Annotated in this window: 11 protein-coding genes and 1 pseudogene; 4 read left to right on the top strand and 8 right to left on the bottom strand. The window is 70.7% G+C overall.

The annotated features are described in order from the left end of the window. Both HMPREF0058_RS09740 and HMPREF0058_RS09735 read right to left on the bottom strand, forming a co-directional pair. Nucleotides 1-339 (bottom strand): annotated as a pseudogene (locus tag HMPREF0058_RS09740) (class I SAM-dependent RNA methyltransferase); the annotation flags it as partial. A 1-nt stretch (nt 340) separates the two neighbouring features. Continuing rightward, entirely contained in the window at nt 341-2,428 is a 2,088-nt protein-coding gene (locus HMPREF0058_RS09735; protein WP_006549623.1) for an APC family permease, read from the bottom strand. A 59-nt stretch (nt 2,429-2,487) separates the two neighbouring features. On the opposite strand from HMPREF0058_RS09735, the gene HMPREF0058_RS09730 reads away from it, so the two are divergent. Next, entirely contained in the window at nt 2,488-3,153 is a 666-nt protein-coding gene (locus HMPREF0058_RS09730; RefSeq protein WP_006549622.1) for a potassium channel family protein, read from the top strand. Between the two features lie 3 nt (nt 3,154-3,156). After that, nucleotides 3,157-3,873: a potassium channel family protein gene (locus HMPREF0058_RS09725; protein ID WP_006549621.1), complete on the top strand. Its 717-nt coding sequence runs from the start codon at nt 3,157-3,159 to the stop codon at nt 3,871-3,873. Here the strand turns inward: HMPREF0058_RS09725 and HMPREF0058_RS09720 are convergent. From HMPREF0058_RS09720 to HMPREF0058_RS09705, 4 genes are all read right to left on the bottom strand, one after another. Then, a complete protein-coding gene (locus HMPREF0058_RS09720; RefSeq protein WP_006549620.1) occupies nt 3,812-4,507 on the bottom strand; it encodes a DUF3159 domain-containing protein in 696 nt (231 codons plus the stop codon). The genes HMPREF0058_RS09725 and HMPREF0058_RS09720 overlap by 62 nt on opposite strands. A gap of 14 nt (nt 4,508-4,521) precedes the next feature. Continuing rightward, on the bottom strand, nt 4,522-4,896 hold the full coding sequence (locus HMPREF0058_RS09715) for an OB-fold nucleic acid binding domain-containing protein (RefSeq protein ID WP_006549619.1): 375 nt from the start codon (nt 4,894-4,896) through the stop codon (nt 4,522-4,524). Continuing rightward, nucleotides 4,893-5,618 (bottom strand): DUF3710 domain-containing protein, encoded by a 726-nt coding sequence (locus tag HMPREF0058_RS09710; protein WP_006549618.1) that lies wholly within the window; start codon nt 5,616-5,618, stop codon nt 4,893-4,895. Before HMPREF0058_RS09710 ends, HMPREF0058_RS09715 begins: the two co-directional genes overlap by 4 nt. Nucleotides 5,619-5,694: 76 nt before the next feature. Continuing rightward, nucleotides 5,695-6,000, bottom strand: coding sequence for a DUF4193 domain-containing protein (locus tag HMPREF0058_RS09705; RefSeq protein ID WP_006549617.1), 306 nt, complete (start codon nt 5,998-6,000; stop codon nt 5,695-5,697). Nucleotides 6,001-6,344: 344 nt separating this feature from the next. Here HMPREF0058_RS09705 and sepH point away from each other — a divergent pair, with 344 nt between their 5' ends. Then, a complete protein-coding gene (sepH, locus tag HMPREF0058_RS09700; protein ID WP_006549616.1) occupies nt 6,345-7,481 on the top strand; it encodes a septation protein SepH in 1,137 nt (378 codons plus the stop codon). Between the two features lie 33 nt (nt 7,482-7,514). On the opposite strand, the gene HMPREF0058_RS09695 is transcribed toward sepH, so the two are convergent. Further along, on the bottom strand, nt 7,515-8,828 hold the full coding sequence (locus HMPREF0058_RS09695) for an alkaline phosphatase family protein (RefSeq protein WP_006549615.1): 1,314 nt from the start codon (nt 8,826-8,828) through the stop codon (nt 7,515-7,517). Further along, a complete protein-coding gene (locus tag HMPREF0058_RS09690) occupies nt 8,825-9,430 on the bottom strand; it encodes a DUF5998 family protein (protein WP_048680125.1) in 606 nt (201 codons plus the stop codon). Before HMPREF0058_RS09690 ends, HMPREF0058_RS09695 begins: the two co-directional genes overlap by 4 nt. A gap of 150 nt (nt 9,431-9,580) precedes the next feature. Between HMPREF0058_RS09690 and HMPREF0058_RS09685 the strand changes: the two genes are divergently transcribed. Further along, the coding region (locus tag HMPREF0058_RS09685; RefSeq protein WP_006549613.1) for a DNA gyrase/topoisomerase IV subunit A at nt 9,581-11,138 on the top strand (1,558 nt) is incomplete at its 3' end.

Raw genomic sequence — 11,138 nt, 5'->3', positions numbered from 1 at the left:
GCCGATGCGACGCAGGCAGTCGGCCAGCACCCACCGTTTCCAGGTGCGCTGGGCAGGCAGGGCGACGTGGGACAGCTCCCCGCCACCGACTCCCTCGGCCCCGGCCTCCGCCCAGGCCGGGCGCACGCGATCGGGTGAGGCGGCCAGGACCTCCACCGTCTCCGCGCGCCAGGTCTTTGAGGTCTTCTGCGTCATGACGGCACGCACTGTCTCGCCGGGCAGGGCGTGACGCACGAAGACGACGTGCCCGTCAGGCTGCCCGACCGGACGGGCTACGCAGTGGCCGCCGTGGGCCGGTGCCCCGACGTCCAGCACCATCTCCTCGCGAGCAGTGGCCATCTCAGTTCTCCTGTCGTCGGGGGCTGGGAGTCGGGTCACTGGCTGGGGCCAGGCGTGTGGCCGCGGCGCGCCGCGCGGCGACGTCGGCGTCCGGGATCCCCGTGGGCACCGTGGCGCGGTGGCCGTGGTGGATCGAGGACTCCCCAGGCAGTCCGAGCTGCCAGGGTACCGAGGCCACGACGACTCCCGGGGTGAACAGCAGCGCTGTCTTGATACGCAGGGCCGTCTGGTTGTGCAGAACCTGCTCCCACCAGTGGCGTACGAGGTACTCGGGCAGGAAGACCACAACGAGGTCGCGCGGTGACTCACGCCGTACGTCACGGATGTAGCCGGTCAGCGGGCGGACGATGTCACGGAAGGGCGAGTCCAGAACGGTCAGCGGCACCGTGAGCTCAGCCTTCTCCCAGTCCGTGAGCAGCCGGTCGGCCCCGCCGTCACCGGTGTCCACGGTCACCGCCTCGATCGAGGTGGGGTGGGTGGACTGGGCGTAGGTGACCGCGCGCAGGGTGGCCTTATGCAGGCGGGAAGCCAGGACGACGGCGTGGACGTGGGCGGGCAGCACACGCGAGTCGTGCAGGTCAGTCACGGCCAGCTCAGAGGCGACGCGGGCGTAGTGCCCACGGATCGCGGTCATGAGCAGGTAGAGGATGGCCATGATCATCAAGGTGATCCAGGCACCGCGAGTGAGCTTGGTGGCCAGGACGATGAGCAGGACCAGTCCGGTGCCAGCCACGCCGACGGCGTTGATCACGCGTGAGCGACGCATGCGGGCACGCACCCGGGGCTCGGTGGCTGTGGCCAGCTCCCGGGTCCAGTGCCGCACCATGCCGATCTGCGAGAGGGTGAAGGAGATGAAGACGCCGACGATGTAGAGCTGGATGAGCCGGTTGGTGCTTGCCCCGAAGCCCACGATGAAGGCCACCGCCCCCAGCCACAGCACAATGATGCCGTTGGAGTAGGCCAGGCGGTCACCGCGCTGGGAGAGCTGGCGCGGCAGGAACTCGTCACGTCCCAGCACACTGGCCAGGACCGGGAAGCCGTTGAAGGCGGTGTTGGCGGCCAGGACCAGGATGAGACCAGTCACTGCCGTGACGAGGTAGAACATCGGCCTGAAGCCGGAGAAGACCGTGGCCGCGATCTGGCCGATCACCGGGTCCTGGTGGTAGCCCTCCCCCAGCGGCTGGCCCTCGCGCAGCAGGTCCGTAGCCGGGTTCTCCGCCATGTTTACCCCGGTGGCCCCGGCCAGGTGGATGATACTCATGAGCATCAGCGCCGCGATGCCCCCGAGCAGGAGCAGGGTGGTGGCCGCGTTGCGGGACTTGGGGCGCTGGAAGCTGGGCACTCCGTTGGAGATCGCCTCCACCCCCGTCAGCGCCGCGCAGCCCGAGGAGAAGGCCCGCAGGATGAGGAAGGCCCCGGCCAGCCCGGACAGCCCCTGCTCCCATCCCGCCTGCGCGACGACCTCGTAGCCGGCGCTGGGTGCCTGGCCCAGGGACCCTGTGAGCTCCTGGACCAGGCCCGTCACGGCCATGACCCCGATCGCCGCCATGTAGAGGTAGGTGGGGATCGCGAAGGCGCCTCCGGACTCACGTGAGCCACGCAGGTTGAGCAGGGCCAGGACGGTGACCACGCCGACGGCGATCTCGACCTTGTAGGGAGCCAGCCAGGGCACGGCGGCCACGAGGTAGCCGGTGCCCGAGGACACCGAGACAGCCACGGTCAGGACGTAGTCGCTCAGCAGCGCCGAGGCCACCGCCAGCCCGGCCCGCGGGCCCAGGTTGGTCGAGACCACCTCATAGTCCCCGCCGCCTGAGGGGTAGGCGTGCACGGTCTGCCGGTAGGAGGCGACGACGACCACGAGCACCCCGACCACCGCTAGAGCGATCCACGGCGACAGGGCGGTAGCCGCCACGCCGGCCACAGCCAGGGTGACAAGGACCTCGTCCGGGGCGTAGCCGACCGAGGACAGGGCGTCGGAGGCAAAGACCGGAAGAGCGATCCGCTTAGGAAGGAGAGTCTCGCCCAGCGCCTGGTTGGGAACCGGGCGACCGACGAGGAGCCGCTTGAGGCGGTCAGCGAAGTCACGCACGAGGCATCAGCCTACGACTGAGCTCGTGCCGGGCCAAGGGTCGGAGTACCGTTCCCTCCGTGCACTTCGTCATCATGGGGTGCGGCCGCGTGGGAGCCACCATGGCGACCCAGCTGGACCGCAAGGGCCACTCCGTGGCCGTCATCGACCAGTCATCCGAGGCTTTCCGCCGTCTTCCCGCCGAGTTCCAGGGACGTAAGGTCAAGGGCCTGGGCTTCGACCGTGACGCCCTGGAGCAGGCCGGCATCGACGAGGCCTATGCCTTCGCCGCCGTGTCCAACGGGGACAACTCCAATATCGTGGCCGCCCGCGTGGCCCGCGAGACCTTCGGCGTCGAGCACGTGGTCGCCCGGATCTATGACGCCCGACGCGCCGACGTCTACGAGCGGCTGGGCATCCCCACCGTCGCAACCGTGCGGCAGACCGCGGACCAGATGATGCGCCGTCTGCTGCCCGGGGGCACGGCCCGGGAGGTCGAGGACCCCTCAGGCACCGTTACCCTCGCTCAGCCCGACGTGTGCGAGGACTGGGTGGGCACCGCCGTCGGCGTCCTGGAGGAGCGCCTGGGCCTACGCGTGGCCTGGATCTCCCGGGGCTCAGCGGCCGTGGTCCCCACCTCCCAGACCCTGCTCCAGGAGCATGACCGTATCCACGTTGCGGCCCCGACCGAGCGCCTGTCCTCGATCCAGCGCGCCCTGTCCCGCCCGTGGCCTCAGGAGGCTTAAGAGATGAAGATCCTCATCGCCGGCGCCGGCAGCGTCGGCCGTTCCATCGCCCGCGAGCTCATAAGCCACGGCCACCACGTGACCCTCATGGACCGCTCACCCGACGCTATGCGGATCGCCTCGGTCCCTGACGCCGAGTGGCAGCTGGCGGATGCCTGTGACGTCGACGCCCTGGCCGAGGCTGGCGCCGGTGACGTCGACGTCGTCGTGGCGGCCACGGGTGACGACAAGGCCAACCTCGTCATCTCCCTGCTGGCCAAGACCGAGTACGGCGTGCCGCGCACCGTGGCCCGGGTCAACAACCCGAAGAACGAGTGGCTCTTCGACGAGACCTGGGGCGTGGACGTGTCCGTGTCCACCCCACGCATCATGACCGCACTGGTCGAGGAGGCGGTGAGCGTCGGCTCCCTGGTCTCGGTCTTCACCTTCCACCAGTCCGGGGCCTTCATGCACGAGCTGACCCTGCCGGCTGACTCCCCCATGATCGGCACGCTGGTCAGCGAGGTCGAGCTGCCGCCTCACACGGTCCTGGCGGCGATCCTGCGCGAGTACCGGCCCATCACGCCCGACGCCGATGAACGCTTCGAGCGCGGGGACGAGCTGCTCTTCCTCACCGCCAAGGAGGGCGAGACGGCGCTGGCCGAAATCCCGGCGATCTTTAACCCTCAGCCGGTTGAGGAGACTGAACCTGACGAGCAGGCCGCACCAGCAGCCAGATGAACCACAGGGTCAGGGCGAACAGGGGCACCCCCGCCACCAACCGGGCGACCCCCAGCGCCCCCAGCGCGTCCTGGCCAGCCAGGTAGAGCGGCACCTCGACGCCCAGCCGCAGGGCGAACATGGCGGCCAGCACCACGGTGGCCAGCGTGTAGCGCCGGCGCGCACCGGCCTGAGACTCCTGCGTACGCCAGGCGGCCCAGGTGCTCGGTAAGCTGCCTGCCTCGCCGTCGTCACCGGCGTCCTGACTCTGCTGCGCCGCGCTCGTCCACAGTCCCATGAGTACCCCGACCAGCGGCCAGCCCGCCGCCAGTGACAGGGTGCAGGCCACGAGCCAGACGGCGTTGATGACCAGTCCGGTGGCGTAGAAGTTCTGGGCCTCGCCGCTGCGCCAAGCCCACGCGGCGCTGATGAGTGCCAGCACGGCGCCGCCCAGGACCTGGGTGAGCGGCTCACGCTGGATGAGCCTGGCCACCAGGCCGACGGCGCTGAGCGCCAGGGAGGCAGTCAGTGCCGCCACGAGGGCGCTCGGACGCAGGGCCATGACCAGGACGAAGACCAGGGTCGGAGCCACTGACTCCACGATCCCGCGCCAGCCGCCGACCGCCGAGGCAGCGTCAAAGTGCTCGTTGCTCACCTCTCGTAGTCCGCTCACTGCCCTGCTCCCAACAGCTCGTACGCCGGGTTGTACATTGTGGGGCGGGTCCGACCCGCCACCACCATCCCCTCGGCCCGCAGGTGCACGCCCGGACGGACACCGACGATCGAGCGGCGCCCGATCCAGACCAGGTCGATGGAGCCGGTGCCGTCAAAGAGCTGGCCGATAAAGACCGGCTTGTCCTGCGCCGGGCGGTAGGTCACGGCGCGCAGGACCCCGGACACGCACGCGCGCTGACGCGGCACAGCCTGGCTGATGAGCACCGTGCCTTGCTCGACGGCGCGGCGCTGCTCGTCACTGGCCTCCAGGTCCTCGCGGCTGGCGCGCAGCACGCCCAGTCGCGAGCCCAGGCTCCGCAGCAGGCTCATCGGACCTCAGCGATGGTGGGGCCCGGCTCCAGAGGCTCCAGCTGCGGGCCCTGGTCCTGCGCCCCCTTCGCGGCGGACGCGGCCTCAGGCATGTGCAGCGGCAGGATCTCGCGGGGAGGACGGGCCTCGCCGTCACGCACCACGACGACGTCGTCAAGCACCTCGCGCAGCCGGAGCGCCGCCTGCTCATCGGTGGCAGCCGGGCCCTGAAGCACGCCGCGCAGGAACCACCTTGGACCGTCCACGCCGATAAAACGCACCGGCGCCGTCACTGTGGTCCCCTCCGGCCCCTGGGTCGGCACCTGCGCCAGGACCTCAGGGCCGTGCGGGCCGTCCTCGATACGGTAAGTGGCCTGGGTACGGCCCAGCTCCTCAGTGATGTCCGCACGCAGCTCATCCCACACGCCCTCGCTGCGTGGGGCAGCGAAAGCACGTAGCTCAAGCGCCGAGCCGGCCAGCACGATCACCACGGCCCCCGGCGCCTGTCCCTCGCCCGGAGCGTCCAGCCGCAGTTGCATACCGTCAACGGCTGGCACCCGCAGGGCGCCCAGGTCGATGCGACCGCCGGCAGACTCTGGGGCGTTGGCAAGGTCCCAGGGACCGCGCGCCGTCTGCTGCTCCTGGTCCTGCTCAGCCTCGTGCGACTCCTGCTCGGGCTCGCTGGCGCCCGACTGGCTCGACGCCGGCGCAGCCTGCTTACTTCGCTTGCTGAACAGACCCATCCGTGCTCCTTAGGTCAGGGTCGGGGCGTGTCAGGCCCCTGGGATCGCTGTGTGCTTGGTGCCCTGCTCGGCCCGGTCAGCCCGCGCAGTCAGTGCACACAGGCAGGCCTGTGGCGTCATCCACGTAGGCCAGCTGGCTGCGGTGGTGCACCAGGAAACACTCCGAGCAGGTGAACTCGTCCTCCAGCTGCGGGACGACGTGCACGCTCAGCTCCTCGCGCGACAGGTCCGCACCGGGAAGCTCGAAGCCCTCGGCAACCTCGTTCTCGTCCTCCTCAATGGCCTCCGAGGAGTGGTCCTTCTGCCGAGCGGTGAGCTCCTCGATGGAATCGGCTTCGGGCTCGTCGTCGTTCTTACGCGGGGCGTCGTAGTCGGTCGCCATGGCTCGTCACTCTCTATCTCGTCGACGGCAATCGATGCGACCCTGTGCCGCGAGACCGGGACCGTGCAACAGATCCGCGGGCGCGCCGATCCACTGCCTACCGTCCTGCGGGCAGGGCACGCGCACCATAGCACCAGGCGGGCCACTCGTGAACAGGCCGGTCACGCTCCCGCAACGCGCTGCTCGTCACACACGCCCCGTTGGGCGAACGTGTGCGCTGCTGGCGCACGGCACGCCCGCCCCGCCTCCCGCTCCACAGGGGCCGCAGGTGGCAACCTGTGCGCGTAGCAGACGACGCCCGCAGGCCACGCGGTGGGCCACGCGGTATAAGGAGGCACCTGACCATGATCGAGCTTGAGCTGCTGGGAGCCAATGGCGACCAGGTCGTCATGACCGACCAGCACGGCGAGCGCTACTCCATCGTGGTCGATGACGCCCTGCGCGCGGCCGTGCGCCGTGCCCGTCCGGCTGCCCTGGCCCCTGCTCCGCAGCCGCCTGCTCCCGGCTCCGCCGTGCGCCCACGCGACCTGCAGGCACTGATGCGTGCCGGAGCCTCGGCCCAGGAGGTCGCCCAGGCCACCGGGCTGGACATTGACCACATCCGTCGCTTCGAGGGACCGGTCCTGGCCGAGCGGGCCTGGGCCGTGGAGCAGGCGCGCTCGTGCCGCATCGGGTGGGAGAAGGACTCCCCCGTCCTGGGAGAGCTCGTCATCGACCGGCTGGCCACCCGCGGGGTCGAGCCGGCGAGCCTCGGTTGGGACGCTCTGCGCCAGGGACGCGAGCCGTGGCAGGTGGTCCTCACCTTCGTCCAGGGCGCTGAGGAGAAGCAGGCACGCTGGGAGCTGGACCTGACCGCACGCTCGGTCACGGCGCTCGACGACGAGGCCCGGTGGCTGACTGAGGCCGCCGGCCTGGCTCAGGCCCAGGTCTTCGACCAGGACTCCGGCGCCCGCTCCGCCTCGGCGCGCGCCAGCCAGGCTGTTGCCTCTGAGGCTGCCCCGGGCCCGGGCGCTGGCGCCGTGGAGGACACCTCCACCGACGCGCTGCTGGCTGACCTGGCCTCCAACCGCGGACGCCGCCTGGAGGTGACGATCCCCGACCTCGACGACGAGGCAGAGCTGCCCGCTCCGCCCACCTCCCCTCGTGGCCAGGCACAGGTGGTCTCCATGTCCGAACGTCGCCGGGCCCACACCGGCAACCATCCGGCTGGCTCCCGGCTCGGCCAGGCGCCTCGGCTCGATACCCTCACGGCCGCCGTGCCCGCGCAGGAGGAGGCCGACGCCGTCGGCACGCAGGCCGCGCAGCNGCCTAGCGAGCCCGGCCAGCCCGCCGAGCCCGGCAGTGAGGAGGCCGCGGCTGACTCGGCCGGCACGCAGCAGGCGCTACCGGATATGCCTGCCGCCTCGCCCAAGGCCCGACGTCGCTCGCGCCGCTCCGTTCCCTCCTGGGACGAGATCGTCTTCGGCGCCAAACCGGAGTAAGCCCCGGTCTGAGTAGCCCGTGCCTGCGCTGGCTCAGCCCGCCCGGGTCAGAAGCAGGGGAACGCTCATCTCCGCCTGGGTGAAGGACCCGTGCACCCCAGGCATGGCGATTGCCTGCTCGCTGTGGACACGTGGGTCCACCACCACCCAGGCCCCGTCCATCGCCACCAGGACGTCGCCCAGCACGGAGCGGGCCCGTGGACCCACCGGCCCCAGGGCTTGCTCCGCCTCGTCCCAGGTCCCCACCCACAGGGCCCGCTCCCCCAGCACCCGGCGCCAGCGCTCGGCCACCTCCTGGGCGATCTCGGCGTCAGCGCCGGGAACGTAGAGCTGGCTGAAGCGAGGCTCACCGGCCAGGCCGATGACGTCCTTGGCGAGCTCAGGCTCCTGCGTGACGTCGATGCGCAGGTCCTGACTCGTGTCCACCATGCCGTGGTCAGCCGTGAGGATGATGCGGGTGCCCCGCGGCACGCGCCGGGCCAGCTCAGCCATCGCCGCGTCCAGACGCTCCAGCTGTGCCAGCCACTGCGCTGAGCGCCAACCGTGGCCGTGCCCGGCGTGGTCGAGCTCGCCGACGTAGAGGTAGACCAGCCGCACGCCGCGGCGCAGGGCTCCTGCTGCCAGGGCCGGCCGGCTCTCCATGAGGTCGGCTCCCAGGTGAGGAGTACCGCGCAAGCCCGCCTCCGTCAGCCCCGAGCCGGCAAAGCGTGCCGGGCCGATGGTCACGGCCAGCGGCGCGCTCTGCCCCTTGGTTGAGCGCGTCACACCCTCGGCCAGCTCCAGACGCTGGAAGAGCGTCGGCACGTCCTGCCAGGCCCGCGGCTCAGGTGCGCGGCCCTCCCAGGTGATGAGGCAAAGGTTGTCCTCGTGGCTGGGCGCGCCCGTCCGGCGTGCTCGGTCAATGAGGGGACTGAGGACGCTGTAGCCCACCATCCCCGTCACCCCGGGCGTCGCACCCGTTCCGAGCGTGGTCAGCGCGGCCGCCGTCGTCGAGGGACGGCAGGTCACCGCAGCCGGTCCGCACGCGCTGGCCTGCGCCTCAGCCAGCCAGGAGCGAAGCGTCGGGGCGTGTCCCTTGCGCTCACACAGCAGCTCCAGCCCGAGCCCGTCAACAAGGACGATGACGACGCCTCCTCCCGATCCTGGGCCGCGATCCGACTCCTCGGCGATTCCCCAGGCCTGCGCGGCCTGGCGGGCCTCGCCGTCGGTCAGCACGCCCTCGCGCCCGGTGGGTGCCAGCGCCAGACCGGCACTGACCGCCCCGGCACCCAGGACCTGCCTGAGCTCAGGAAGCGCCTGCTCCTGGACGCCAAGCGGCCACGCCGAGGGAGCGTCGACGGCGTTCATGCGGCCTGGGCCACGCGGGCCGTCGCGGCTGACAGGGCCTGAGCGAAGACCTGGGCGCGGTGGACGGCGTCGTCCCCCTCGACTCCTGCGGCCACGCGCACCACGATGTCGTCAGGCATCGAGACTCCCGACAACCCGTGGTCCGCCTCGCAGGCCGGGTCCGGGCAGGCCACCGGCTCCAGCTCCATACGGCGTACTGCGCCCCAGGAGATCGCGATCGTGACCTCCGTGAGGTTGCCACCGTGCGCCGCCGGACGCGAGACCCCGTGCGTGAGCGCCACCGAGCTGATGCGTGAGACCGGGACGGCCTCACTGGTGGCGATGGCCACCGGCTCGCCGTCCTCCCCGACTGCGTCGTCGACGTGAACGATGATAAAGCGCGTGCGAGTCAGCGCCAGCACGGTGAGGTGACGGTGCACCGCCTCAGCGAAGGTTGTCTCTGGCTGGACGAGGAAGGCACCAGCCTCCTCCCCCGCCAGCGCCGTGGTGAGCACCCCGAGCACGACCTCCGGGTAGAAGCCTGCCCGGGCTACCTCCTGAGCCAGCGCGTGCGTGGAGTCACCACTGGTCTCACGCCCGCTGTGCGTCTGCTGCGTCGTCATGGAAACGATCATGCCATCTTCGCTCCCCCTGCCATCGGCGCCACCCACAGGGGTGGTGCCGTGCCCCGCTGTCCACAGGCTGCGCCGTCGTCCCTCTCACGCACGGGTGTCGCTGCCCCGAGGTGGCCGGTGAGCCCTGACAATGTGCCCATGTCGAAGTCCGCCACCACGACGCCCCCACCCATCGACGGCGAGATCGTCGAGCAGGACCTGTCCACCGAGATGCGTACCAGCTTCCTGGAGTACGCCTACTCGGTGATCTACGCCCGGGCGCTGCCTGACGCCCGTGACGGGCTGAAGCCCGTCCAGCGCCGCATCCTGTTCCAGATGGACCGCATGGGGCTGCGCCCAGACCGTCCGCACGTGAAGTCCTCTCGCGTGGTCGGTGACGTGATGGGGCGCCTGCACCCTCACGGTGACGTGGCCATCTACGAGGCGCTGGTCCGCCTGGCCCAGCCCTTCACGATGCGCCTGCCGCTGATCGACGGGCACGGCAACTTCGGCTCGCTGGACGACGGCCCGGCCGCGCCGCGTTACACCGAGGCCCGGCTGGCCTCTCCCGCGCTGGCGCTGACGGCGGACATCGACGAGGACACCGTCGACTTCTCCCCCAACTACGACTACACCCTCACCGAGCCCGACGTCCTGCCCGCCGCCTTCCCGAACCTCCTGGTCAACGGCACCTCGGGCATCGCGGTCGGCATGGCCACCAACATGCCTCCCCACAACCTCGTCGAGGTCGTCAGCGCCGCCCGTCACCTCATTACCCACCCCGAGGCGAGCCTGGAGGACCTCATGGCCTTCGTCCCCGGGCCGGACCTGCCCACCGGCGGCATGATCGTGGGGCTGGACGGAATCCGCGAGGCCTACCGGACCGGACGAGGCAAGTTCCTCACCCGCGCCACCGCCCGGATCGAGAACATCACGCCGCGCAAGAAGGGCATCGTCGTCACCGAGCTGCCCTACCTCGTGGGCCCGGAGAAGGTGATCGCCCGGATCAAGGACGCCGTGAGCGCCAAGAAGCTCCAGGGCATCACGGACGTGGCGGACCTGACCGACCGCAAGAACGGCACGCGCCTGGTCATCGGGGTCAAGAACGGCTACAACCCCGAGGCGGTGCTCGCCCAGCTCTACAAGCACACCCCCTTGGAGGACTCCTTCGGGATCAACAACGTGTGCCTGGTCGACGGCCAGCCGCGCACCCTGGGACTGCGCGAGCTGCTCGACGTCTTCGTGCGTCACCGCATGACGGTGGTGGAGCGGCGCACCCGCTTCCGGCTAGGCAAGCGGCGCGAGCGTCAGCACCTGGTTGAGGGACTGCTCATCGCGATCCTGGACATCGACGAGGTCATCCAGGTGGTGCGCTCCTCCGACGACGCAGCCACCGCCCGCACCCGCCTCATGCAGGTCTTTGACCTGTCCGAGGCCCAGGCCTCCTACATCCTGGAGCTGCAGCTGCGGCGCCTGACCAAGTTCTCCGTCATCGAGCTGGAGAAGGAGCGCGACGAACTGGCCCGCGAGATCGAGCAGCTGGAGGCCATCCTGGCCGACGAGACGCTGCTGCGCGGCGTCGTCTCACGCGAGCTGGCAGCCGTGGCCGAGGAGTTCGGTACACCGCGCCGCACGGTCCTGCTGGAGGCCGCAGGTTCGGGGGCCGGCGCCCTGGCCGGTGGCGCGGGAGCTCCCGGTGGGGCCAGCGCCGGGGCCG

Source organism: Actinomyces urogenitalis DSM 15434 (assembly GCF_000159035.1).
GTDB classification, from domain to species: Bacteria; Actinomycetota; Actinomycetes; order Actinomycetales; family Actinomycetaceae; genus Actinomyces; species Actinomyces urogenitalis.
This window is presented reverse-complemented; position numbering and strand designations above follow the sequence as displayed.

What these genes read in the sequence shown, in the direction of transcription:
- HMPREF0058_RS09725 (WP_006549621.1), top strand. Translation starts at nt 3,157, where the DNA reads ATGAAGATCCTCATCGCCGGCGCCGGCAGCGTCGGCCGTTCCATCGCC.
- HMPREF0058_RS09715 (WP_006549619.1), bottom strand. Translation starts at nt 4,896, where the DNA reads ATGAGCCTGCTGCGGAGCCTGGGCTCGCGACTGGGCGTGCTGCGCGCC.
- HMPREF0058_RS09710 (WP_006549618.1), bottom strand. Translation starts at nt 5,618, where the DNA reads ATGGGTCTGTTCAGCAAGCGAAGTAAGCAGGCTGCGCCGGCGTCGAGC.
- HMPREF0058_RS09705 (WP_006549617.1), bottom strand. Translation starts at nt 6,000, where the DNA reads ATGGCGACCGACTACGACGCCCCGCGTAAGAACGACGACGAGCCCGAA.
- HMPREF0058_RS09695 (WP_006549615.1), bottom strand. Translation starts at nt 8,828, where the DNA reads ATGAACGCCGTCGACGCTCCCTCGGCGTGGCCGCTTGGCGTCCAGGAG.
- HMPREF0058_RS09690 (WP_048680125.1), bottom strand. Translation starts at nt 9,430, where the DNA reads ATGACGACGCAGCAGACGCACAGCGGGCGTGAGACCAGTGGTGACTCC.